This is a genomic window from Paenarthrobacter sp. 2TAF44, assembly GCF_052114885.1.
Classification (GTDB): Bacteria; Actinomycetota; Actinomycetes; order Actinomycetales; family Micrococcaceae; genus Arthrobacter.
Map to the genome: position 1 here is coordinate 33128 of NZ_JBFRFP010000029.1, position 24844 is coordinate 57971.

Genomic DNA, 24844 nt, shown 5'->3' on the forward strand with positions numbered 1-24844 from the left:
AGTGTTGGTATGGATCGGATTCGGGCAAGGCAAGCACGCACGGTGGTTTCGGGTGTGCCCTTGCCTGCGACTGCCATTTCCAGCGGCTCTGGGTCCGAGGGCTCTGACGTTGGGGAGTTCCTCGCCAGATTGAGCTCTTTCCGGTTGAGCAGTGATGGCGCCCGGCTGATCGATCAGATTCGTGGCCTTGAAGAGGTGAAGTCCGCGATCGCGGCTTTGCAGGCGCGGGCCGCGGTGGCGTTTGACCTGGCGCAGCGCCGGGAGCAAGCCGCCACTGGTACGCCAGCCTCGGAGCGTGGTCAGGGTGTGGGTGCGCAGATCGCCCTGGCCCGGCGGGAGTCACCGAACAAAGGCTCCCGGCTCCTCGGACTGGCCAAGGCACTGGTGTCGGAAATGCCGCGCACCATGGCCGCCCTGGAAACCGGGCACCTGAACGAATGGCGCGCCACTCTGTTGGTGAAGGAAACAGCCTGCCTGTCCGTCGAAGACCGGGCAGCGGTCGATGAGGAACTCGCCCCCGACACCGGAACGTTCGACGGCGCGGGAGACAAGACCATCATCGACGCCGCACGAGCCGCCGCTTACCGGCGGGACCCCCGCTCGGTGACCCAACGCGCAGCCCATGCCGCGTCCGAACGGCACGTCAGCTTACGCCCGGCCCCGGACACCATAACCATCCTCACCGCACTGCTCCCGGTCGCTCAAGGCGTCGCCGCGTATGCCGCCCTCACCCGTCATGCGGACTCGGCCCGCTCCGGCGGGGACACCCGGACCCGGGGACAAGTCATGGCCGACACCCTGACCGAACGCCTCACCGGCACCCCCGGCATCAGCGGCGTCAATGTGCAGCTCGTCATGACCGACCGGACCCTCTTCCAAGGCGACAGCGAACCAGCACGGCTCCAGGGCTACGGAATCGTCCCCGCCGAATGGGCCAGAACCCTCATCGCCGGAGGCAGCAACCAGACGAACGGAGCACCCGAAAGCGTCCTGACGGGCGGGGAGTCGCGAATCAATGGTCAGAGCGGAACCAGCGGCGAGGCCGGAGTTGTGAGAAAGGCCGGGGTTGTGGGAAAGGCCGGGACCGACAACCAAGCGAAATCCGGGCAGGCCAATTCGGGTACGAAACGCACGGACCGCGAGGACCTTAGGGTCTTGCTTCGCCGTCTATACACAGCACCTTCCAGTGGTGAACTGCTGGCCATGGATTCCAAAGCCCGGCTCTTCCCACCCGGGATGCGGCGCTTCATCGAAACCCGCGACGACACCTGCCGCACACCCTACTGCGACGCGCCCATCCGCCACATAGACCACGTGCTTCCCTGGCACAACGGCGGCGCCACGAGCCTGTCCAACGGCGCGGGGCTCTGCGAAGCCTGCAACCACACCAAAGAAAACCCCCACTGGAACGTGAAAACAATCCTTGGCGGGCGACATGAACTGGAAGTCAACACACCCACCGGACATACATATCAATCCAAAGCCCCACCCCTGCCAGGGCATCCGCCCGCCCCAGCCACGCCTGTCGCACGGGCAACGCACGTCGCACCGCCGCCTGCCGCAACGTGGTTCCCAGCATCGGCCTCACTTTGGGAGAGCTTCTTACTGCAGCGCCGGCCCAGCACCTTAACGAGCCCAGTACCTTAACGGGCTCGGTCAAAACTCCGCTTTCGGCCCAGCAACCAAAGAAGGAACCCAATCAGGAATGCCGAAGCCATACCCAGCGCACCGGTAACCAGCAGTGCGGTACGTACTCCGAAATCTTCCGTGAGCCAGCCGGCGAGCAAGCCTCCCAAGGCATGCCCACCCAACAGAAGTGGAAAGTAGAGGGCCAAGACCCTCCCACGCACGCTGGCGCCAGCTTCGAGTTGGACGCTGGTGCCCGCGCTGGTGAGGAACATGAGAGTCATGGAGCCAACCACCACGAGCATGACCACGAACAATTCCTGCGTGGGCATTAGCGCGGCAAGGAGCTGCGTGAGCCCGAAGAGTGCTGCGCTACCCACGATCCCCTTGCGACCCAAGTGCTTGATCCGGGCAGCCAGGAGAGCGCCAGCCAAAGCTCCCAAGGCGCTGACCATATTGAAGAGCCCAAATCCGGCGGGACCGCTGTGCCAAACACGGTCAGCGAATGCTGCAAGGATCACGGGACCGTTCATGCCGAACGCTCCCAAGAGACCCGCCAACAGCATGGTGAGCAGAAGCTGGGGCCTGGCACTCACGTACCTGAAGCCTGCCAGGATTTGTCCACGCCTATCCCGCGGTGGGCAATCAGGGGCGTGTGCGTGATGAAGCTCAGCTGGCCGAATAATAGCGATCATCACCAAGACGGCCACCCCGATCCCCGCGTTCGCCGCAAACGCGGCGGCCGGGCCAGCCTGGGCAATGACGACGCCGGCCAGGGCAGGACCGAGCATGGCGCCTAGTTGGCCTGTCGCACTGTTGAGGCCGATAGCGGCGGGTAGTCCGGCATCACCTACTACCTCATTGACGAAGACTTGCCGGGCGGGCCCATCAATGGAGCTGGTAATTCCCAAAGCAATGCAGGAGCCATAGACAACCCACACGTCCGTGCCGCCCATGGCATTCCAAACGGCCAGTCCAGCCGCCAGTAGTGCAGCAACGGACTGGCACACCATGAGGATTCGGCGCTTCGGAAAGAGATCCACCAGCACACCGCTGATAGGACCAACCACCAGCATCGGCAGGAATTGAAGTGCAACAGCCAACCCCACAGCGGCCGGGCTTCCGGTGAGCTGCAGGACTAGCCAGTCCTGGGCGAGTCGTTGCATCCACACTCCGCCACTGCCAACGAGCGAAAGCGTTACGAAGATCCGGTAATTATGGTGCCGGAGCGGGTAATACCAAGTCTCTGTGGAGCGACTAATGGCTGCTTTGGTGGAAGACCCGGATTGGGGGCGCGGTGACACAGTGTGATCGGCTCGATTCAGCAGGTTGTCGGATCCTCAGTCAGTCTTGGGCGCGGCTGGCGGCCCGGATCTTGACGGAAGCAGCGGCAAGAATCAGCATGCCGGGAACAATCACGAAGAGCGCCTGCAGCATCCACACGAAAACGACTGCCACGAAAACGGCCCCGAGGAGCAACAGCGAACCGCTCCAATCACGGAACGAATCAGCCTTGGCTTGGGAGTAGGCAAGCCGCCACTGCTGCTGTGGAGCGGGAAGATCGACGGACTTCCGGCCGGCGTCGCCCACCCAGATCACTCCGCCGCTCCAGTTGCCGACGATCCTGAGCAGGAGCACGGCGGCTGCGGCCGCGAGAATCAAGGTCGCCGGCAGAATCAGTGTCCGCCCGGGCAATTGACCCACGAGTGCGAGCAACAGGTTAAGGACAATCGCGACGGCGGCTGCCGCCGTCGTGATTCCGATCTTCCAACTGCCGGGAAGCGCACGGCGGAAGTTGCCCCAAAGGCTCCGAAGGGAGTCATCCCTGCCGCTGAGGTGCCGCTCAAGATGGGCGACGCCGGCAGCATAGGCAGCCGGCGCCGTCACCAAGGGGACGGATAGGAGGAGCACAATGACTCCGGCGAGGATGGTCTCGGAGAAGAGGGCAAAGCGGTTGACCGAAATGGCCTGCTTATCCGAAGAGGACTTTCCTGTGGTGTCCATGAAGCTCATTTTCCTTTTCCGTCTTCCGTGTCCGTCAGCCCTTGAGGCCCTGTGTTGAAACGCCTTCTACGATGTACCGCTGGAAGACCAGGAAAAAGACCAACACCGGCAAGAGCGCAAGAACCGACATAGCGATCATTGCTCCATAATCCGAGCTCTGGGTCTGGTCCACGAAAAGCCGCAAAGCCAGTGGCAGCGGGTACTTTTCGGGGGTGTTCAAGTACAGCAGCGGGCCCAGGAAGTCGTTCCAGCTCCAGATGAAGGAGAAGATCGACGTCGAGATCAATGCCGGCTTCATGAGCGGGAGCATGATGGACCCGAAGATGCGGACGTGTCCGGCGCCGTCGATGCGGGCAGCCTCGTCCAGTTCGGCCGGGAGGCCGCGCATGAACTGGACCATCAGGAAGACGAAGAACGCGTCGGCGGCCAGGAACTTGCCGATCAACAGCGGCACATAGGTGTCCACCAGGCCAAGCTGCTGGAACACGATGTACTGCGGGATGATCACCACGTGGAACGGGAGCAGCAAAGTGGCAATCATCATGCCGAAGAAGATTCCGCGGCCGGGGAAGTTGATGCGGGCAAAAGCGTACGCCGAGACGCTCGCTGAAAGGACGGTGCCGACTACTGCGCCCACGGCCAGAATCAGGGAGTTGGTGAAGAACGTCAGCGTGGACACCCCGCCGATGCCGTCCATGGCTGTGACGAAGTTGTCGAAGCTGAAGTTGTTGGACCACAGCTGGGTAGTGGAACCACCGATTTCGGAGTTCGGTTTGAAGGACGAGACCACCATCCACAGAGCCGGGTAGAGAACTACCCCAACAAGCGCCAACGCAACGATGTGGAAGATGATGCTTTTGATGCGTTTGACCGTGCCCGACTCGGACTTCGGGTTGTACTCCGGGGCCGGCATGCCGGACGTGGACTGGGTGGGGGTTGCCATGGTTGTCATTTTGAATCACCGCTGTAGTGGACCCAGGACTTGGAGGTCTTGAAGAAGATCAGCGTGATGATGCCGACCACGATCACCAGGAGCCAGGCCATGGCCGAGGCGTAGCCCATCCGGAAGTCGCTGAAACCGCGCAAGTACAGGTAGAGGGTGTAGAAGAGGGTGGAGCCTGCGGGGCCGCCTTCACCATTGGAGATGATGTAGGCCGAGGCGAAGATCTGGAACGCGTGAATGGTTTCCATCAGCAAGTTGAAGAAAATCACGGGCGAAAGCATGGGCCAGGTGATGTTGAAGAACTTACGGACCGGACCGGCGCCGTCCATCGAGGCTGCCTCGTAGAGGTCGGCAGGAATCTGCTTGAGTCCGGCCAGGAAAATCACCATTGGGGCGCCGAACTGCCACACCGTCAGGAGGATCATCATGGGCATCGTCATGGACGGGTTGCCCACCCAGCCGCCGAGGTCGATGCCGAAGAAGGACAGGCCCTCATCCACAGGGCCGGAATCGCCGAACATCGCCTTCCAGACGATTGCGATGGACACGGACGCGCCGATCAAAGAGGGAGCGTAGAACGCGGAACGGTAGAACCCCTGTCCCTTTCGCTTGCTGTTCAGCAGCATGGCGATCGCCAGCGCAGCAGCGAGCTTCAGAGGGGTGCCGAACACTACGTAGCTCAGGGTTACGCCCACTGACTGAAGGAAACGTTCGTCCTGGAAGAGCGTGGCGTAGTTGTCCAGGCCTATCCACTTGGGGGCATCGAAGAGGTTGTAGTTGGTGAAGGAGAGGTACAGCGAGGAAATCATCGGACCCATGGTCAGGGCAATGAATCCGAGCAGCCAAGGCAGCAGGAAGGTGTAGCCGGCGCGGGCGTCCGCCCCTCGACGCCGCGATGTACGCGGCTGCGAGGAAGCGGACGACTGGGAGCGCCTGCTCAGGGTTGGGGTTTGAGTCACGAGATCAGTCCGTCGGTTGGAACGCCTGGATCAGACACGAATGTCTGCTCAGGCATTCTGCTTGATGAGGTCTTCGGCTTCTTTGAACCACGCGTCTGCGGCGCCGTCGATGGTGAGTTTGCCGTAATTGAGGTCAGAGCTGACGCGCTTGAAAGAGGATTCAAGCGTGCCGAAACCGACGATGGGCGGCTCCGGAGCATCCTTGAGGTACTTTTCGATGGACTTTTCGTAGTCCACAACCAGCTTGTCTGTGCCTTCAAAGGTGGTTCCGTCGCGCTGGGTCTTGGATGCCGGAACACCACGGGAGGTCTTGAAGATCTGGCCTACCTCGGGATCGTTGACCATGAAGTCGATGAAACGGGCAGCAGCATCCTTGTACTTGGTCTTGGCGCTGGCCACCATCAGCATTGAGGGCTTGAGAAAGAGTCCCAGGTTGTCCGAGTTATCGGAAGGAACCGGCACCAGCTTGAGTTCCTTGGCGCCGCTATCGCCGAGGTAACCGGCCATGAAGTTGTCCCACGTGACTTCCGTGGCAGTGACGTTTGAGCCGAACGGGGACTTCGGCAGCAGCTGCGTCGTCTTGTCTTCGCCAACGATCGCCGGGGTTCCGCGAAGCTGGGCGGTGGTGTTCCACCACTTCTTCAGGTCGTCCTTGGAGAAGCCCAGCTTGCCTTCATCCGTGAAGGCCTGAATGTTGTTTTGGCGCAACCAGATGTTGAACATCCACCAAACACCGGTGTAGTCGGTGCCGCCAAACAACGTTCCGTTGCCCTTCTGGCCCACCTCAGCAAGGAAAGAGTTGAACTCCTTGTAGTTCCACGTTCCGTCAGGCTCAGCGATGCCCATGGCCTTGAGCTTGGCGGGATCGTAGTAGACAGCGAATGCATTGGTGCTGGTGGGTATGCCGTAGGTCTTGCCGCGGATCTGGCCCGAAGGCAGGAGGGACTTATCGAAGGCATCGGTGTTGATTTTTACGGTGCCCAGGTCCAGCAGCTGGTTCCGCTGGCCGTAGTCGCGCAGGTAGGACAAGTCCCACTGCATGACGTCCGGCAAACCACCACCAGCGGCTTCCGTGGCTCGCTTCTGCCAGTATCCAGCGAAGTCAGTGAAGTTTCCGTTGACCTTGACATCCGGATTCTTGGACTCGAAGAGTGCAATCGCCTTGCGGGTGCGCTCGGCACGGTCGTCGTTGCCCCACCAGGTGTACGTGATGGTCACAGGGTTCTCGGCTGAACCCGCCTTGCCGGACGACGAAGACTGGCCGCAGGCGGACAGGAATGCCGCAGATGCAGTGCCAAGGGCAACCGTGGTGAGGAAATTCCTTCTATTGATCATGAGAGCCTCCTTGCTCAGTTGGTGCAAGCCTTTCGGTTCCCCACCAGGGAGAGTGACGGCGCTTACACTCGTTCTGAATCGATACAATATCCCCTATCGAGGATCTGGGCAAGCGTTTTCCAAGATCCTCGCCTAACCTGATAACAGTCAAGCTCCAGAGTTATCCCGCACTGCCGAACCTGACAAAGGAGTCACTTTGCCCTCCCCTGAACTTTCCCGAGACGCATCCAAGCGCCCATCCGAAAGCCCATCCGAAAGCCCCTCCGGAGCGCCCTCTGTATGGAACAGCATCAACGGCCTCGCCTACGGCGGCGACTACAACCCTGAGCAATGGCCGGAAGACGTCCGCCGTGAAGACATCGAGCTCATGAAGGAGGCGGGGGTCAATTTCCTGAGCGTCGCCATCTTCTCCTGGGGCCTGCTGGAACCCGTGGAAGGCCAGTACGATTTCGACTGGCTGGACGACGTCATGGACAACCTCCAGGAAGCGGGCATCAAGGTGGCACTGGCTACGGCTACGGCATCACCGCCCGCCTGGCTGGCCAGGAAACACCCGGAAATCCTGCCGGTGACAGCGGAAGGAACAAGGCTGGAACGCGGCTCGCGGCGCCACTACACGCCGTCGTCCTCGGTGTACCGCAGGTACGCAACCACCATGACGCGGGTCATCGCCGAACGCTACCGGAACCACCCGGCGCTGGCACTGTGGCACGTGGACAACGAGCTCGGCTGCCATGTTGGCGAGTTCTACGGAGAAGAGGACGCGGCCGCATTCCGGGCCTGGCTTGAGCGCCGGTACGGATCCATTGAGGCACTCAACGAGGCTTGGGGAACGGCTTTCTGGTCCCAGCACTACGCTTCATTCGAGGAAATCATCCCGCCCGGAGCCGCCCCCACCACGCTTAACCCCGGGCAGCAGTTGGACTTTGCACGCTTCAATTCATGGGCGTTCATCGATTACTACCGCGCCCTGCTGGCGGTTATCCGCGAGGTCACGCCGAACATCCCCGCCACCACTAACTTCATGGTTTCCAGCGCCACCAAAACCCTGGACTACTTCGATTGGTCCAAGGACATGGATGTGATCGCGAACGACCATTACCTGGTGGCTGCCGATCCTGAACGGGAGATCGAACTTGCCTTCAGCGCGGACCTCACGCGCGGCGTGGCCGGCGGCGAGCCGTGGATCCTGATGGAACATTCCACGTCTGCGGTCAACTGGCAGCCCCATAACCAGCCAAAAATGCCCGGGGAAATGCTCCGCAACTCCCTGACGCATGTGGCCCGCGGCGCCGACGCCGTCATGTTCTTTCAGTGGCGCCAAAGCAAGGCCGGATCTGAAAAATTCCACTCGGCCATGGTTCCGCACGGCGGACGGGACACACAGGTCTGGCGCAACGTGGTGGAGCTCGGCGATGCCCTGTCCAAGGTGGAATCCGTGAAGGGTTCCCGTGTGGAATCGCGGGTTGCTTTCGTCTTTGATTACGAAGCATGGTGGGCCTCCGAGCTGGATTCGCACCCAAGCCACGACGTGAAGTACCTGGAAACCATGCGCGCCTTCCACCGTTCCCTCTACCTGCGTGGCGTCACTGCGGACTTCGTCCACCCCTCCGACGACCTCTCCGGCTACGATCTCATTCTGGTCTGCACCCTCTACGCCGTGACGGACGCTGCCGCCGCCTCGATCGCTGCCGCAGCAGAGCGTGGTGCAACGGTCCTCATCAGCTACTTCAGCGGCATCGTGGATGAGCTGGACCACGTTCGGTTGGGTGGCTACCCGGGTGCTTTCCGCGAATTGCTGGGTATCCGAACCGAGGAATTCCACCCGCTTTTCCCGGGCAGCACACTCACACTCAGCGATGGAACAGTTGGTTCCTTGTGGAGCGAGCACGTTCACGTGACTGAGTCTGGGCCGGCCGAAGTTCTGGCAACCTTTACGGACTACCCGCTCGACGGCGTCCCTGCCCTCACGCGCAGATCCACCGGCACGGGGGCGGCTTGGTACCTCGCCACACTCCCCGACGCCGACGGCATCGATTCACTGACTGCCCGACTTTTGGAGGAGTCTGGGGTGACGTCCGTTGCACAGGCTTCTGCCGGCGTCGAACTCGTCCGACGGCGATCCGCGGACGGCAGTAGTTTCCTCTTCGCCATCAACCACACTCGGGATGACGTGACGGTGAAGGCCGACGGCGACGAACTGCTAAGCGGAGCACGCTTCGGCGGCGTGGTCCCCGCCGGAGCAGTGGCAGTTATCGCAGAGGACTAACCGAAGCAGATAGCGCCAAAGCAAAAACCGCGCCCGGGCGGATCACGAAGGATTCGCCCGGGACGCGGTTCTTTGATGCGTTGATGCCGGAAGCTAGGCTCCGATCGCGGACTTCATCTCGTCCACGGCCTTCTTACCGGCTTCCTCCGTGGAGAGCCTGTTGAACAGGACTTCCGAGGAGTAGCGCTTGATGATTTCCTGGATGGCACCTGCACCCTTGGGCGGTGCGGCCGGGGCTTCACCGAGCTCGGGCTGGATCTCACTGATGAAGTTGACCACCTTGGTGTCCGCCGTCGCCAGTTTGGGAGCGATTGCATCGCGGACGTCCGAGTTGGGGTAAACGCCGCGGTCAGCCAGCAGAATTTCGCCAGCCTTGACGTTGTTCGTCAGGAAGTCGATGAACTTGGCCGTCTCTTCAGGGTGCTTGGTCCTGGAGGATGCTGACCAGAACTGGGAAGCCTTGTACCAAAGCTTCGTATCAGCGGCCTTGCCCGTCCTGGAGGGGAAACGAAGGATCTGCAGTTCGCCGCCCGCAGCTTTCTCGAGCGCCGGCAACTGGTTGGACCACCAGAAAGCCATGCCGTTCTTACCCGTAGCGAGTCCACTCTGATCCAATGGAGCAGCCTCGGCCTCAACTATTTCCGATGCCGACGGAACAGCCTTTTTCTCGCTGAGTTCCTTCAGGAAGTCCCAGTAGCCTGCGACGTCCGAGGGCTCGAAACCAAGCTTGCCGTCCTGGGTATAGAGTGACATGCCGTTCTGACGCAGCCACACACCCAGGGACGCCTCATCGGTACCGTACGCAGCAGCCCCGTAGGTTCCCTTGGGAGAGTTGGCCGTGACCTCCGCGGCAATGCGCTCGAAGTCTTCCCACGTCCAGGTCTTGTCGTCCGGAAGAGCGACGCCCGCAGCCTTGAAAACAGCCGGGTTCGCGAGGATGGTGGCAGCGTTGATGCCTGCTGCAATACCAGTGAGTCCCTTGGAACCCTTGCCAGCATTCAGCGCGGCTTCGTCCAGCTTGGACGTGTCGATCTTGTACTTGGACAGATCCAGGAGGGCTCCACGAGTGGAGTACTCGGTGATGTACTTTTCGTCCATCTGGATGATATCCGGAGCATCGTTGGCAGCAACCTGGGTGGCCAGCTTGTCCCAGTAGCCACTCCAGTCGCCATACTCGGCCTTGATCTTGATGTTGGGATTCTCGGCTTCAAAAGCCGCGATGGCTTGCTGCGTCAATTGCGCACGCTTGTCGCCGCCCCACCAGGAAAAGCGGAGTTCCACCTTGCCGTCGGCACTCTTTTGTTCTGCTCCGCTGCCACAAGCGCTGAGCGCCAGAACGGCTGCAGCTGTGGCAGCGATGATTGCGGAGGCGCGAAGCCGCCGCTTGGACCGCTTGGCCTTGGGTTCCGATGCGTGGGCTTTGGAAGAACCTGCGGAAGCACCTGCAGGGGCGATTCCTTCACCCTTTGGAAATACCGGCACTGTTGTCTCCGATCCTCTTTGATCTTGATGCGAATGAGAAAGCGTTTTCTTGCGTGGGTTTTATGCTACAAGTCACAATCTTGTATGACAAGATCCCAGCTTGTATTACTTGCCGGGCGAAAAGCCCTGGACTTCCACTCAGTACGTCGACGTCCTATTTGATGCCGGTGGTTGCGATGCCTTTGATGAGGAACCGCTGGCCGAACAGGAAGACAAGGAACACAGGGAACAGGGACACGATGGACATCGCGAAGAGCGATCCCCAACTGGTGGCGGACTGCGAATCAACGAAAGCGCGAAGCGCTACGGGGACCGTAAACATGTCCGGATCAGTGAGGTAGATAAGTGCACCGAAGAAGTCGTTCCACGTCCAGATGAAAGTGAAGATCGTGGTGGTGGCGAGGGCCGGAACCATCAAAGGCAGAATGACACGGAGGAAAATCCTCGGGTGGCCGGCGCCGTCAATGCGGGCAGCCTCATCCAATTCCTTCGGAATGCCACGGATGAACTGGACCATGAGGAATACAAAGAACGCGTCCGTGGCCAGGAGCTTCGGCACGATGAGTGGCCAGAAGGTGTTCACCCAGCCGATCTGCGAAAACAGGATGTACTGCGGCACGATCACAACATGGAACGGCAGCATGATGGTCAGCAGCATAATTCCGAAGAACAGCTTTTTGCCACTGAACTGCAGCCGGGCGAAGGCATAGGCGGCCATGGAGCACGAGATCAGGTTTCCGAGGATCGAGCCGAGTACGACGATGGCGGAGTTGATCATGTAATGCCCGAAGGGGTGCGTCAGCGCAGACCAACCATCGGTGTAGTTGCTCATTTCCAGGTTGTTCAGCCAAAGGCCGGGTTCGCGGAAGATGAGGTCATTGGGCCGCAGCGAGGAAACAACCATCCACAGCAGCGGGTAGATCATGATCCCGCCAACGAGGATCAAGATGGCGTGCTTGATGAGTCCCTTGATGCGGGCGTTCCGGCTGAAAGCCAGGCTTCCTGGCGATTCACGGCGGCGCGGGCTTTTGCTGGTCTTGCTGCTTTGGCCCTCAGCGGCGGCGGGGAGGGTCTGGATTTTAGTCATCGTAGAACACCCAATACTTTGAAGCGATGAAGTTGATGGCAGTGAAGGCGCCGATAATGACCAGCAGGAACCAGGCCATCGCGGAGGCGTAGCCCATATCGAACTGACCGAAGCCCTTCTGGTACAGGTACAGCGTGAAGAACATGGTGGAGTCGGACGGTCCGCCGTTGCCGCCAGAGACGATAAACGCCTGCGTGAATGACTGGAACGAACCAATGATTTGCAGCACCAGGTTGAAGAAGATGATGGGGCTCAGCATCGGCAGCGTGATCCGCCAGAACTTCTGCAAGGTGGTGGCGCCGTCAACTTCGGCGGCCTCGTAGTACATGTTCGGGATCTGGCGCAGGCCCGCCAGGAAGATGATCATGGGGCTGCCGAACGTCCAGACGTGCAGCAGGATGATGGAGCCGAGCGCCGTGTTGGGATCCGAGATCCAGCCAGGCCCCTGGATGCCGATCATGGCGAGGACCTGGTTCACAAGGCCGGTGGTGCCGAAGATCTGCTTCCAAAGAATCGCAACAGCCACAGATCCGCCCAGCAGCGACGGCAAGTAGAAGATGGAGCGGTAGAACGGAAGGCCACGAAGCCCTTTGTCCAGGACCAGCGCGATCACCAGGGCCACAGCCAGTTGGAGCGGCACGCCTACCAGCACATACGTGAAGGTGACGCGCAAGGAATTATGCAGGCGGGCATCGCCGAACATACGGACGAAGTTGTCGATTCCCACCCATTGCGGTGGTTGCAGAAGGTTGTAGTCCGTGAAGGACAGGTACAACGACATCAGCATCGGACCCACGGTGATGACCACGAGGCCGATCAGCCACGGAAGCAGGAAAACATAGGCGGCCTTGTTGTCGCGGCCGTTCGCTTTCTTCTCCTCCTTGGTCATGGGCCCCTTGCGGCGGGTCATTGTGGAGAGTTCGCCGATGGCGCTCATCGCTTCCCTCCTGCCTGACCGCGAACGCCTTTCGGCGTCCCCGTGTGTTCATAAGCGGCCATGTGGTCTCCTTTGGTCATCGTGGCCATCCACGGAGTACGAGTGTGGTTGATGCTTGCCTTCCGGGACGCCGCCGTTCTCTTGGCGGTACCCCTTGACTCACCGGGATACAGGTCCTGGTAATCAGCGGCTCCGTACCAAAGTAAACGCTTTCTTGACCCATGTACAGCCTTTTGCTAATTTTTGAGAAAGCGTTTTCTGACGAAACCGCCCAGACCCGTTTACACGCGACCCGTTTACACACACCAAGAAGTCCGGCGTGCGCTTTCGCGCATCATCCGCACCGAAAAGGCAGGACACCATTGTTCCCCAAGCACGGCGACTGCCATGACCACTACTGACATGGCCGTAGCGCCCACCCGCCCCAGCGCTCTTGAGCGCTACGAGGATTGGCCCGCTTACGTTGCCCGGCATCCCTTCGCGGCAGCCTCTCCACGTGCCCAGCAGCTTGCCGACACACTCGGAGTTCCAGCTATTGGCCCGGCTCCCGAATACAGCGTGGACTCGGTAACCGAACACGACGGCGTCATCACCTCCCGCCTGTCGTGGCAGCTTGGATTCGGGCCAAGAACCTCGGCTTGGTTCGTGCGGCCGGCTGGCTCCATAGGCCCGCTGCCCGGGATACTGGCTCTTCACTGCCACGGTGGGATCAAATCCCATGGCGCGGGGCGGCTGGTGTTACTTCCACAAGACGAAGAGAACGACGCCGACGCCACCACGGGGAGCGGGTTCGGTCCCGTGCCGGCCCAGTTGCGGGAAAAGCTCTACGGTGGGCGGTCCTTCGCTACGTGGCTTGCCCAGCAGGGTTTCGCCGTCCTGGCGCACGACGCCTTCATGTGGGGCAGTCGCGGCTTCGGCCTGGAAACCGAGCCTTGGCGGACGGCCCAGGCCGTCAACGGCCAGCAGGCACTGTGGCGGGAGGCCGGCGTCGAACCTTCCGCGGCGGATCTTTACAACGCAGCAGCGGCAGACCACGAACAGACTGTGGCAAAAGCCGCGACGCTCCTGGGCAGCAGCATCGCCGGAACGGTCGCGCATGACGACCTCGCGGCGCTAGGCATCCTGGCGTCCCTCCCCGGCGTCGATCCGGGACGCCTTGGATGCACCGGATTTTCAGGCGGTGGCGGCCGGGCCATGGTGCTCGCCGCGCTCAGTCCCCTAATCCACAGCTATGTGGTCACGTGCATGATGACCACCTTCGCGTCCCTGCTGCCCTCGTACCTCGATGCCCATTCCTGGTTGCTCCACTCCCCTGGCCTGTCAAAGCTGGGGGATTGGCCCGATCTGGTGGTGCGTTCAACTGCCGGAGCTGTCCTGGTCCAGTACGCACTTGCCGACGAACTGTTTCCAGAGGCAGGAATGCGCGACGCCGATGCCCACCTTTCGCAGCGGATGCCGGCTGGGCGGTACACAGGCAGCTTTTGGCCCGAGCCCCATGTTTTTTCCACCGCCATGCAGGAAGAGGCGGCAGCTTTTCTCTCCTCCAACCTCCAGGCCAACGCAGCCCCTGGTTTCCCCACAACTGATCCCGCTAGGACAGCACTATGACTTCGCCCTCAACGGCCGCCGGCACCAACGTGGCCATTCCCAACCAACTGCCCCGGGTAGCACTCGTTGGCGTTCACGGATTCGGCGAAAGGCACCTTGAAAACCTCCGTCGGCTCGGTTCTGCCGGAATGCTTGAACTAGTAGCTGTTGCCGATCCAATGCCGCCGGCCCAGGACCAGTTGCCTCCTGAGGTGGGCGTCTACAGTTCCCTGGAGGAGCTGCTGGCTGCGGGAAGAGCCCCCGACGTCGTCATCATTTCCACCCCTATCCAAACCCACGCCCCGCTGGCGCTCACGGCGCTCGGGGCAGGCGCCAACGTTTACCTCGAAAAGCCTCCCGTGGCTTCCATGGCGCAATACGAAAGCGTGCTTGCAGCGGCGGCGAGCGCCGGGCGGCTGGTTCAAGTCGGTTTCCAGAGCCTTGGTTCGCACGCCCTTCCCGCCATTGAAAAGTTTGTGGCCTCGGGGGAAATCGGCGAGGTCCGCGGCATCAGCGCCACCGGTCAATGGCTCCGGACCAAGGGGTACTTCAAGCGCTCCCGCTGGGCCGGTAAGCGAAGCCTGAACGGTACGGATGTGGTGGACGGCGTGGCGACGAACGCCTTGGCACACGCTGTCGCTACTGGGCTGCGACTCGCAGGTGCCAGGACCCTTGCCGACGTCGAAGTGGTCGAAACCGACCTATACCGTGCGAATGACACCGAGAGCGATGACACCTCCGTGATCAGGGTCCGGACCACGACTGGCACTGTGCTGACCTGTGCCTTGACGTTGTGCGCACCCGTCCAGTCAGCGCCATCGGTGACCATCTACGGCACACTCGGGCAGATCACGCTTTCCTACACGGAAGACAGTGTGGAGGTCACCACTCCCAGCGGGATCCGGACTGAGACTTTCGGGCGGACGGACCTGTTGGAAAACCTCTTGTCAGCACGGACCGAACAAGATCTGCTCAGCCCCCTGAGTGGAGCCGGCGCCTACATGTCCGTGCTGGAAGCGGTACGAACCTCGGACGCACCCACGCTCATCCATCCAGACCATGTGACATGGCTGGGTGACGGCGACGACGCCCATGCCGTGGTGCAGGGCATCGACTCGTGGATCCGACGCGCTACGTTGGGCCAGGCCACGTTCGCGGAACTCGGGGCGCCGTGGGCGGCGAGTACCGCTGGATCAGCCCAGCCAGAACTGAAGGTCAACGGCACAGCCGTCGCCACCGTCCTGGACGGCTCCCACATCCGGCCAACTTCCTCTCCGCGCCCATACCTCCACCCCATCCGAACCCTTGCCGGCACGGTCGTAAGTGACCACATCCCGGAGGACCATGTGTGGCACCTTGGAGCAGGGGTCGCAATCCAGGACGTGGACGGTATCAATTTCTGGGGTGGCCGGACCTACACCCGCGACGCCGGAGCTTACGTCTGGCGCAAGGACCACGGCCGCGTGGTCCTTGAGTCTGCCGAGCACAGGGATAGCGCCGACCTCGGAGATAGCGCCGACCACAGGGATGGCGAGCGGCACGAACTGTTGAGCTGGGTGGGCCCTGACGGTACCCCTGTCCTCCGCGAACAGCGCGGGTGGCGCTGGGCCGCCGTCGGGGATTCCGTCTGGCAGCTGACGCTGGACTTCAGGCTCGAATCCGCCACGGGACGCCCGGTGCTGCTGGGCAGCCCCGGTTCCAACGGACGGGCGCAGGGCGGTTACGGCGGCTTCTTCTGGCGCCTGCCAAGGGTCAGCGATGCGACCATCTGGACCCCTGATTCGCGCGGTGAAGATGCCGTCCATGGCAGCATCGCGCCCTGGCTGGCGTGGTCAGGAACTTTCGACGCCGGAACGGGCAGCCGTCATATTGCAGGCGATCCGGGCCTGGGTCATCCGGCCACGCTCGTCTTCCTGGCATCCCCCCAAGCACCGGACCCCTGGTTCGTTCGGCACTCGGGCTATCCGGGTGTCGGCCTGTCCTTGGCGTGGGAATCGCCGGTGGCTGCAGAACCCGATCGCCCTGTACATCGCACAGTCAGGGTGCTTATCGCTGATGGCTTCCTGGCTACTCAAGACATTGAACAGCTCATTTCAACCCAGGGGGACCCAGCATGACCGCTCCGACTCAATTAACGCCGGCTCTGACTGCCGTCACTGCGCCCGGCAACGTCGCCGACCGAGCGGTGAAACGCCGCCGCATCATGGACATCCTGGACCGCTCGGGTCGCGACTCGCTTCTGCTCACCACCAACACGGCGCTCACCTGGTACTTGGACGGGAGTCGGGTCCATATCAGTCTGGCAGGGGATCCCATTGCCGCCCTCCTGGTGGATCGAACCGGGGATCACCTGGTGACGTTCAACAACGAAGCCGGCCGCATTGAGGCAGAGGAGCTTCCGGAGGGTGTCAACCTGCACAGTATTCCGTGGCACGGCCAACTGCAGGCCTCTGCGGCTGGGCTGGCCGACGATGGAAACCCGCTGATGGAAGCCGCTGTCACCGCCGAACTTCGCGCAGCCCGGCAGCAGCTCCTGCCCGCGGAGACAGCCCGCTATGCCGAGCTCTCCGCCGATGCCGCAGCTGCCATGACGGATGTCCTCACAGGTGCAACGCCGGAAACCACAGAGTTTCAGCTCGTCTCCGAGCTGGCCGCGCGGATTGTGGCGGTGGGTGCAGAGCCGCTTGTCCTGCTCTGCAATGGTGCTTCACGCAGCGACTTCCGCCATCCACTCGCCACGCATTCCCCCATTGGCCGCAGGGCCATGGCAGTAGTGTGTGCCCGGCGTCATGGCTTGGTGGCCAACGTGACCCGTTGGGTAGCGTTCGACGCCGGCACTCACCTGGAGCTCGACGCCGAATCCCGCATCGCAGCAGTTGAAGCGGACGTATTCCGGGCCACCGTGCCGGGTACCAAGCTCAACGAGGTCTTTGCCGAGATCCAGGACGCCTATGTGCGCCACGGTTTTGGTCCCGAGCAGTGGACGCTGCACCACCAGGGTGGTCCTGCAGGCTATGCGGGCCGTGACCCGCGGGTCACTGCGGACGTTACGGACAGGATCGTGCTCAACCAGCCATTCACGTGGAACCCCTCCGGGCCAGGCGTGAAAATCGAAGACACCGTGCTGCTCACGGATTCCGGCCTGCGCGTCCTGACCACTGACGACCGCTGGCCAACCACGGAAGTGGACGGCCGCCGTCGTCCTCTGACGCTTCGCCCGTAGCGCCTGTACCTAATCCGAATCAACGCGAAGGGGCGGGGTCACCGTGATGGTGGCCCCGCCCCTTTCGTCTGCCCTTACCCAAGTAAGTTAGCGGGCGTTAGCCCAGTGTCAGTACGCCGTCCACCCGGCGCGGGATGCCCAACGGATTCGACTCGCGCAGGGCCGGGTGCAGGATGTTGTCCGGCGCGTCCTGGTAAGCCACCGGACGCTGGAAGCGGCGGACCGCGGTGGCGCCCACGGATGTGAACAGCGATGTGGTGGCGGGGTATGGTCCTCCGTGCTGCTGCGACCAATTCACGGCAACGCCAGTGGGCCAACCATCAAACAGGACCCGGCCGACGAGCTCACTCAGCTGCTCCACGAGCGCCGAAACGTCCTCACCCGGCTGCGCATGGACAGTGCCGGTGAGGCTGCCCGGAACCTTGGCGAGGGCTTGGGAAAGCTCTTCGTCATTGGCGTACTCAATGAGGAGCGTGGTGGGCCCGAAGCACTCTTCCAACAACTCATCAGGACGCTCCAGCACGTTGGCGGCGCTCGTGGAGAACACCACCGGCGCGGCGCCGTCGGCCAGGCTGTCCTGATCCACAGTGCCACTCACCACCGAAACACCCGGCTGCTCCGCAACACTGCGCAAGCCGTAAGGGTAGGCCTCCGCGATCCGCTCGGTGAGCATGGCCGCCGTCGGCTTGTCCTTGCTCGCCTCGGCCACCCGGGCAGCGAAATCGGTGCCAGCGGGGATAAAGACGAGCCCGGGCTTGGTGCAGAACTGCCCCGCGCCCTGGGTGAAGGAACCAGCCAGGCCTGCCGCAAGTTCGTGGCCGCGGTCGGCCAGGGCAGCATCAGTGATAACCACCGGGTTCAGGCTGCCCAGCTCGCCGTAGAAGGGGATCGGTTCCGGGCGGGACGTTGCGAGGTCGAACAGCGCGCGGCCGCCAGGGATGGAACCGGTGAAGCCCACGGCCTTGATCGCGGGATCCTGCACCAGGGCGGTACCTGCCTCGCGTCCGCTCACGAGGGCGAAGATTCCGTCCGGAGCGCCGGCACTGGCCAGGGCTTCGGTCACGATCTCGGCAGTCCGCTGGGACAAGCGGAGGTGGCCGGAATGGGCTTTGACGATCACCGGGCAACCGACAGCGAGCGCCGATGCGGTGTCGCCACCGGCCACCGAGAACGCGAACGGGAAGTTCGACGCCGAGAACACGGCCACCGGTCCAATCGGACGCAGGATGCGGCGCAGGTCAGGCTTGGGCGGGGTGGCGGCAGGATCCGCGTGGTCGATGACGGCCTCCAAGTACGAGCCCTCCGTGACGACCTTCGCGAACAGCCGGAGTTGGCCGCTGGTCCGGGCTACCTCTCCGGTGAGCCGAACCGTACCAAGGCTGGTTTCGGAGTCAGCTATGGACACCAGTTCCGTCACGTTGGCGTCCAGGGCGTCGGCGACGGCGGTCAGCCAGGCCGCGCGCTCGGCGTCGGACGCTGCGGCGGTCACCTTGAAGGCTGCGGCGGCAGCGGCCGTCACCGCGGTCAAATCAAGAGTTGCTGTACTCAATGTGGTTTCCTTTACTCTCAGGGTCGGAGCTGCTCTCAAGGACGGAGCTCTCATGTGCGGTCGGATTCGCGGCAAAGTCGAAGCCAAGGCCTGGACGGCCTACGGAGCAGAGCCTGCTGTTGCGGATTCGGATGGGAGAGGGCTCAGCGAGGATGCCGAGCTGCTCAAAGGAAGCGTCTTCCACTTCTTCCACGCTCACGGCCTCCGCCAGGGTGAGCGCCAACTGCCCGGAGAGCTCCGGAAGCAGGTGCGGAGCCACCCTGATGCTGTTGGCGCGGGCCAACTCAACGATCCTGCGGAATGGCGTAATGCCGCCCACGCGGACAATGTTGGGTTGGATGATATCCACGGCTTCGGCTTCGATGAAGTCGCGGAAACGGTAGATGGTGTGGACATTCTCACCCAGCGCGATGGGCACTGGAGAGTGTTTACGCAGGCGCCGGTAAGCCAAGAGATCGTCAGCGCGGATTGGTTCTTCCAGCCACTCCAGTCCGTACTCCCCCAAAACGTCCAAAGCACGGAAGGTGTGGGCCAGGTCCCAGCGTTGGTTGGCGTCAATCATGAGCAGACGGTCCGGGCCGATGACCTGCCGCACTGCGGCAACCCGTTCAGCATCCTCGCGTAGCTCAGGCTTTCCCACCTTGATCTTCACAGCCTTATGACCAGCGGCAACCCAACGCTGTGCCTGCTCCACGAGTTGTTCCAAGGAGTAGTGCAGGTTCACGCCCGAGCCATAGACGTCCACCGATTCCTGGCGTTGACCCAGAAGTGCAGTGACGGAGGTGTCGGACTGACGTGCCTTGAGGTCCCACAGCGCGAGGTCCACGCCGGCCATGGCGATAGTGGTCAGGCCTCCCCCACCTGCCTCGTGCAGACGCTTCCACAGCTGGTCCCACACCGTTTCGGGGTTGGGCTCCAGGCCAAGGATGAAGGGGGCGATGTCGTGGTCCAGGAGGGCTTTGACTGCCTGGGGACCAATAGTAGGTGTCCACGAGAAACCATGGCCCACGCCGCCGTCGTCAGTGGTCAGCTCGGTGACGATCACATGGTTCTCGGGCGCTTCAGCACCCCAACTGCGCAGCAGCGGAACCGTGATCAACCGCGTGGTGAGCCCCGTAATGCGCGCTGTCATCAGCTGACGGCCAGCTCGTGGCCCTTGGCCAGGATCGATTTGAGCTCCAACAGTTGTTCGTCTGTGGGGTCGACCAACGGCGGGCGAACAGGGCCTACCGGCAAACCGGCCAGGCGCAGGCCCGCCTTGACGAGCGAAACGCCGAAGCCGGGAGTCTGGTCCCGAAGTCTCACGAGGGGCGCGTAGAAGCCCTCAAGGAGTGCGTTTCGGCGGTCTTCATCACCAGAGACGTAGGCGTCGTAATAGGCCTTTGCGATCTCCGGAGCCATGGCAAAGGCAGCAGAGGAATAGAGCGGGATCCCGAGGCCACGGTAGGCGCCCTGTGTCAGCTCTGCCGTGAGGAGTCCGTTGAAGAGTGCGAAGTCGGTTCGGCCGCTGGCGTTGATGGCGGATACGATTTCCTGCGCCAGGCCGACGTCCCCGATCCCATCCTTGAAGCCGATGACTTTGGGGTTCGCAGTAAGGCGGGTCATGGCTGCGGCAGTGAACTTCGCCGTTCCCCGGTGATACACGATCACTGGCAGGCTACTGGCCGCGGCGATGGCCTCGACGTAAGCAACGACGCCGTCTGTTGGCCCTGTTACGAGGTACGGCGGGAGAACCAGCAAGGCGTCAGCGCCTGCCTCCTCGGCAACCTTGGCGGCAGCAAGGGCGTGGCCCAGCGGGCCGCCTGCGCCAGCGACTACCGGGACAGCTCCGGCAACAGCTTCGACGGCGGCAGTCACCACTGTCCGGATCTCCTCCAGGGAGAGGGCATGGAATTCACCCGTGCCGCACGCTGGGAACACACCTCCGGGGCCGAAAGGAAGGCGTGACGTGATGTGCTCCTTCAGGAGTGCTACGTCCACCGAGCCGTCTTCGGCAAAGGGTGTGACGGGGAAAAACAGTACGCCGTCGAAGTTCATGGTGTCTCCTTGGTTGCTCCCGCCGGGACCAGGCCGGCAGGATTCTCGTCGTCGAGTAGTGCTTGGTCTGATGCTGCTGAATCTGCGCCTTCGTAGGGCGGCGTGAGTTCGGTACGCCAGCTGCGCTTGGGCTCCCAGCCAAGTAGCTCACGCGCTTTCCTTACCGAGAACGCCGGACTGGTGCCGGTCAGGTGTTCGGTGAGCGGAGCGCTGCCGGGCAGGAAACGCGGGAACAGCTCAGCGAGCGGGGAAGTGGCCAAGGCATCCTTGGCTCCGACGAAGAACACCTGCCCGTTGGGGATGGTGTCCATCTTTTCCAACAGGACGTCCAGGAATTCTGCTACGTCCCGGGCGTCAACGTAGTTGAACAGCGCTGGGGCTGACAGGCCCGGATCGGCAAGGCGTTCGCGGACGGTGTGTCCCTGCTGTGTCGGCGCGCCTTGCCACTCTTCCGGGGAGATGACAAAGCAGGGCCGGAATGCCGCATACCGGATTTTGTTGCCTTGCGCCGCGGCAAACATCTGCACTGTTTGTTCGGCGATCAGCTTGGAAAATGCGTACGCATTCCAGGGCTTGGGTGGCGTCTGCTCGTCCAAGGGGAACGACGGCGGCAGCCAACCGGCGGGTGAGCCGTAGCCCAGGGCGGTGGGGCTGCTTGCCGTAATAATCTTGGGAATACCGGCGTCAGTGGCTGCACTGATCACCGCGTAGGCGAGCCGGGTATTGGTACTGAAGATGACTTCCTCAGGCGCGCTGAAAGGTACGGCGATAGCAGCGAGGTGGATGACGGCGTCGGGGTTTGTTTCCCGGAAAAGCCGCTCCGCTTCTCCCGGGGCCATAAGGTCTGCCGTGTACTGCACGGCATTGGCCGGCAGTTGCTCGGCCGGGATGGCATCGCGATCAACCGAGATCACCTCGTGGCCGGCCTGGGCGAGGCCGGCCACGACGCTGCGGCCAAGCCGGCCGGAACCGCCGGTGACGAAAATCCTGCTCATGGTGTTGTCCTTGTGTAAGTGGCGGGCCGCTAGGCCTGGCCGCGGCTGAGATCGACGCCGAGGCCAAGCTCGCTGATGCGGACAGGGAGTTCGGTGTCCAGGGACTGGTTGCCGGCGATGCCGACTGAGACGGAACGGAGGCCATCGATGTACCCAGAGGGTCGACCCAGAGGGTCCACGCCGGGCCCATTGAAGAGGTCTGAGAGCAGCAGGTTGTCGCCGCCTCCATGGCCTCCCTCGCCGTTGACGATCGGGACCTCGTAGGCAGCCTCCCAGTGCCGCTGGACCACCAGGCGCTCACCGTTGAGCCGAACGACGTCCTCTTCCTCGATAGGCGTCGCACTGGGGTCCACCACGGTCTTCTTGTCAGTGCTGAACTGGACCGCTGCGCGCTCAACCACCTCGAGTTCGGCCCGGCCTTCCGTACCGTTGACGCTAACCCGGTAGCCTTCCCACGGGCTGTGGGCGTTCAGCGAGTAACTGAGCGTGGGGCCGCCCTGGTAATCCACCACGAGGGCCAGGTTGTCCTCGATGGTGATGCCTTCAGTGAAGACGTCCTGGTCCCGCAGGTAGCCGTCGAACTTTTCGTTGTCGTAGTACAGGGCCTTCAGCCGTTCGTCCTCCCGCATGTCCAGGCGGAACGGATCACGCGCCAGGCCATCAACGGTGCCGCGTTCGGGGCGGGCACCCAGACCGCGCTCGGCAGCATTCTTGTCACCGTAGAAGCGGAGCCCACCGGAGGCGAAAACGCGCTCGGGGACATCATTGATCCACCAGTTGACGAGGTCGAAGTGGTGCGAGGCCTTGTGGATGAGCAGGCCACCGGAGTTCTTCTTCTCACGGTGCCAGCGGCGGAAATAATCCGCGCCGTGCACCGTGTCCAGCACCCACGTGAAGTCGATGGATGTGACCTTGCCGATCACGCCGTTCTGGATGATCTCCTTAAGCGCGGTGTTGCGCGGCGAGTAACGGTAGTTGAAGGTGACTACGACGTTTCGTCCGGTTTCCGCCACGGCAGCGGTAATGCGGCGGCAGCCCTCAACGTCAATGGTCAGGGGCTTTTCAACCACGACGTCGGCACCCGCCTCGAGCGCTTCGACGATGTAGTCCGCATGGGTGTAGTCCGGCGTCGTGACAATGACGCGTTCAATGCCGTTGGCCTGGATAAACTCGGTCAGCTTAGCTGGCTCGAAGTATGCCACCGGCTCTGTCCCGCCGAGTTCCTTGATGAGTTCCTGGTAAAACTCGACGCGGCCCTGGTTCACGTCCGACAACGCGACGAGCTCAGCTACGTCAGCGTGCTGTCCATAGATCGCGCGAATGTACATTTCAGAACGGCCGCCGGTGCCGATAAGGGCCATGCGGGTCCGATGACGATCAGCGTTTCCGGTGGCTGATGCGGATGTGTCTGCCCCGGGTGAATGGGTCTCGGCGGTGTCGACGTTGACCATGGAAATGCCCCTTTCAAAAGGCAGAGTGAACCGCTTGACGGCCCGGCGTGAACTGGGAAGAATCATGAGAAAGCGTTTTCTCAGAGCGTTATAAGCTTTGTATCAAGACTCTGGCGGTTCCGTCAACCATTGCCCCAACGCAGGGGCAGCACGCGGACTGCCAACCGGAAGGGGCAACATGGCACGGAGGAACACCAATCGGCGGGTTGGCATAGCCGATGTCGCGGAGAAAGCAGGCGTCTCGCACGCCACAGTGTCCCGCGTCATGAACGGTAACGCCGCCGTGGATCCCGGCATCGCCGCCCGCGTCAGGGCTGCAGCGGCCGAACTCAAATATCAACCCAACCCCGTCGGACGAAGCCTGGCCTTGGGCAAGACCGACACCATCGGCATTGTTGTCCCGGACCTGGCCAACCCCACATTCCAGGCCATTCTCCGCGGACTAAGCATTGCGGCAGCCCAGGACGGGTACCGCGTTCTGATCGCAGATTCCTCCGAAGTCACCAGCGAGGAAGCAATCCTTGCCGGAGAAGCCCGCCGCCGCTGTGATGGCGTGGTGCTTTGCGCACCCCGTATGGGCGATGCCGAACTCGAAGAGCTCGCACCCACCCTGCATCCGCTGGTACTCATCAACCGCACCACCGTGGCCACCAACACTCCAAGCCTCAGCGTGGACTACGGCCAAGGCATCCAGGAACTCGCCCAGCACCTGGTGGGCCTGGGTCACCGGCGGCTCGCCTTCCTCTCCGGCCCGGAGCACAGCGCATCCAACCGCCAGCGCTTGGTGGGCCTGGAAAAATTCCGGAAAGAGCACCCGGAGATTGAACTCCAAATGCTCCACGGCGGGTCCAACTTCGACTCCGGACATGAATCCACCGAGGCCATCATCGCCAGTGGCGCAACGGGCATCCTGGCCTTCAATGACCTCGTCGCCATGGGTTTGCTCAGCGGCCTCCACGAGCGGGGAGTGCGGGTTCCGGAGGACATCTCGGTAACGGGGTTCGATGACATCCCGTTCGCCAAGTACACCACTCCCCCGCTGACCACGGCCGCCGTTCCCATCAATGAACTTGGGAGCCTGGCGTGGCGGCGGATGCGGGAGCAGATCCAGCAAGCCGGAGAATCCACCACGCAAGCCCAGGATGAGTTCTCGCCGCGGATGGAAATCCGCAAGAGCACCGCGGCGCCGGCCTTGAAGCCCGCCTAGAAATGCAACGCGGGGATCCTTCTATGGTTGTCAAGCGTGGCAAGGGCCGGGGTTTGGGGCGTTGAGGGTTCGGTAGATCCGCCGGGCGAGGTAGCGTTTCACGCACCGGCGGATCTCCTTTGTGGTTCGTCCCTCGGCTTGGCGTTTGCGCAC

Annotated in this window: 19 protein-coding genes and 1 pseudogene; 6 read left to right on the forward strand and 14 right to left on the reverse strand. The window is 62.3% G+C overall.

Annotation, left to right across the window (positions count from 1 at the left end; genetic code table 11):
- The first annotated feature begins 9 nt into the window (after positions 1-9).
- On the forward strand, positions 10-1647 hold the full coding sequence (locus AB4Z15_RS21660; protein ID WP_442018894.1) for an HNH endonuclease: 1638 nt from the start codon (positions 10-12) through the stop codon (positions 1645-1647).
- Here the strand turns inward: AB4Z15_RS21660 and AB4Z15_RS21665 are convergent.
- The 5 genes from AB4Z15_RS21665 to AB4Z15_RS21685 all read right to left on the reverse strand — a co-directional run bounded on the left by AB4Z15_RS21665 (position 1644) and on the right by AB4Z15_RS21685 (position 6867).
- Entirely contained in the window at positions 1644-2888 is a 1245-nt protein-coding gene (locus AB4Z15_RS21665; RefSeq protein WP_442018912.1) for an MFS transporter, read from the reverse strand. The two genes, AB4Z15_RS21660 and AB4Z15_RS21665, sit on opposite strands and share 4 nt — an antisense overlap.
- 82 nt (positions 2889-2970) lie before the next feature.
- Positions 2971-3639: a Poxvirus protein I5 gene (locus AB4Z15_RS21670; RefSeq protein WP_442018895.1), complete on the reverse strand. Its 669-nt coding sequence runs from the start codon at positions 3637-3639 to the stop codon at positions 2971-2973.
- Positions 3640-3664: 25 nt separating this feature from the next.
- Positions 3665-4582, reverse strand: coding sequence for a carbohydrate ABC transporter permease (locus tag AB4Z15_RS21675; protein ID WP_442018896.1), 918 nt, complete (start codon positions 4580-4582; stop codon positions 3665-3667).
- Positions 4579-5532: a carbohydrate ABC transporter permease gene (locus AB4Z15_RS21680; protein WP_442018897.1), complete on the reverse strand. Its 954-nt coding sequence runs from the start codon at positions 5530-5532 to the stop codon at positions 4579-4581. Before AB4Z15_RS21680 ends, AB4Z15_RS21675 begins: the two co-directional genes overlap by 4 nt.
- A 48-nt stretch (positions 5533-5580) precedes the next feature.
- A complete protein-coding gene (locus AB4Z15_RS21685) occupies positions 5581-6867 on the reverse strand; it encodes an ABC transporter substrate-binding protein (protein ID WP_442018898.1) in 1287 nt (428 codons plus the stop codon).
- 289 nt (positions 6868-7156) lie between these two features.
- On the opposite strand from AB4Z15_RS21685, the gene AB4Z15_RS21690 reads away from it, so the two are divergent.
- The gene (locus tag AB4Z15_RS21690; RefSeq protein WP_442018913.1) at positions 7157-9136 is read left to right on the forward strand and encodes a beta-galactosidase; all 1980 of its coding nucleotides are present in this window, start codon (positions 7157-7159) and stop codon (positions 9134-9136) included.
- A gap of 93 nt (positions 9137-9229) precedes the next feature.
- On the opposite strand, the gene AB4Z15_RS21695 is transcribed toward AB4Z15_RS21690, so the two are convergent.
- From AB4Z15_RS21695 to AB4Z15_RS21705, 3 genes are all read right to left on the reverse strand, one after another.
- A complete protein-coding gene (locus tag AB4Z15_RS21695; RefSeq protein WP_442018899.1) occupies positions 9230-10618 on the reverse strand; it encodes an ABC transporter substrate-binding protein in 1389 nt (462 codons plus the stop codon).
- 154 nt (positions 10619-10772) lie between these two features.
- Positions 10773-11705, reverse strand: coding sequence for a carbohydrate ABC transporter permease (locus AB4Z15_RS21700; RefSeq protein WP_442018900.1), 933 nt, complete (start codon positions 11703-11705; stop codon positions 10773-10775).
- Positions 11698-12642, reverse strand: coding sequence for a carbohydrate ABC transporter permease (locus AB4Z15_RS21705; protein WP_216926818.1), 945 nt, complete (start codon positions 12640-12642; stop codon positions 11698-11700). Before AB4Z15_RS21705 ends, AB4Z15_RS21700 begins: the two co-directional genes overlap by 8 nt.
- Positions 12643-13029: 387 nt before the next feature.
- On the opposite strand from AB4Z15_RS21705, the gene AB4Z15_RS21710 reads away from it, so the two are divergent.
- The 3 genes from AB4Z15_RS21710 to AB4Z15_RS21720 are packed head-to-tail and all read left to right on the forward strand — an operon-like array spanning position 13030 to position 17452.
- Positions 13030-14250 (forward strand): dienelactone hydrolase family protein, encoded by a 1221-nt coding sequence (locus tag AB4Z15_RS21710; protein ID WP_442018901.1) that lies wholly within the window; start codon positions 13030-13032, stop codon positions 14248-14250.
- A complete protein-coding gene (locus AB4Z15_RS21715) occupies positions 14247-16346 on the forward strand; it encodes a DUF6807 family protein (protein ID WP_442018902.1) in 2100 nt (699 codons plus the stop codon). Before AB4Z15_RS21710 ends, AB4Z15_RS21715 begins: the two co-directional genes overlap by 4 nt.
- On the forward strand, positions 16343-17452 hold the full coding sequence (locus AB4Z15_RS21720) for a M24 family metallopeptidase (RefSeq protein WP_442018903.1): 1110 nt from the start codon (positions 16343-16345) through the stop codon (positions 17450-17452). The genes AB4Z15_RS21715 and AB4Z15_RS21720 overlap by 4 nt, the downstream gene beginning before the upstream one ends.
- Before the next feature lie 97 nt (positions 17453-17549).
- Here the strand turns inward: AB4Z15_RS21720 and AB4Z15_RS21725 are convergent, their stop codons facing one another.
- Genes AB4Z15_RS21725 through AB4Z15_RS21745 form a run of 5 tightly spaced genes read right to left on the reverse strand, consistent with a single transcriptional unit; the run spans position 17550 to position 23484 of the window.
- Positions 17550-19001 carry an aldehyde dehydrogenase (NADP(+)) gene (locus AB4Z15_RS21725; RefSeq protein ID WP_442018904.1) on the reverse strand — a complete coding sequence of 484 codons (1452 nt, stop codon included), beginning with the start codon at positions 18999-19001 and terminating at the stop codon, positions 17550-17552.
- Positions 18982-20133, reverse strand: a complete 1152-nt coding sequence (locus tag AB4Z15_RS21730; RefSeq protein WP_442018905.1) for a mandelate racemase/muconate lactonizing enzyme family protein — start codon at positions 20131-20133, stop codon at positions 18982-18984. Before AB4Z15_RS21730 ends, AB4Z15_RS21725 begins: the two co-directional genes overlap by 20 nt.
- The gene (locus tag AB4Z15_RS21735; protein WP_442018906.1) at positions 20133-21038 is read right to left on the reverse strand and encodes a 5-dehydro-4-deoxyglucarate dehydratase; all 906 of its coding nucleotides are present in this window, start codon (positions 21036-21038) and stop codon (positions 20133-20135) included. Before AB4Z15_RS21735 ends, AB4Z15_RS21730 begins: the two co-directional genes overlap by 1 nt.
- Entirely contained in the window at positions 21035-22033 is a 999-nt protein-coding gene (locus tag AB4Z15_RS21740) for an NAD-dependent epimerase/dehydratase family protein (RefSeq protein ID WP_442018907.1), read from the reverse strand. Before AB4Z15_RS21740 ends, AB4Z15_RS21735 begins: the two co-directional genes overlap by 4 nt.
- Positions 22034-22062: 29 nt before the next feature.
- Positions 22063-23484 carry a Gfo/Idh/MocA family protein gene (locus AB4Z15_RS21745; RefSeq protein WP_442018908.1) on the reverse strand — a complete coding sequence of 474 codons (1422 nt, stop codon included), beginning with the start codon at positions 23482-23484 and terminating at the stop codon, positions 22063-22065.
- A 178-nt stretch (positions 23485-23662) separates the two neighbouring features.
- Between AB4Z15_RS21745 and AB4Z15_RS21750 the strand changes: the two genes are divergently transcribed.
- Positions 23663-24691 (forward strand): LacI family DNA-binding transcriptional regulator, encoded by a 1029-nt coding sequence (locus tag AB4Z15_RS21750; protein WP_442018909.1) that lies wholly within the window; start codon positions 23663-23665, stop codon positions 24689-24691.
- Positions 24692-24721: 30 nt separating this feature from the next.
- Here AB4Z15_RS21750 and AB4Z15_RS21755 read toward each other — a convergent pair.
- Positions 24722-24844 (reverse strand): annotated as a pseudogene (locus AB4Z15_RS21755) (IS110 family transposase); the annotation flags it as partial.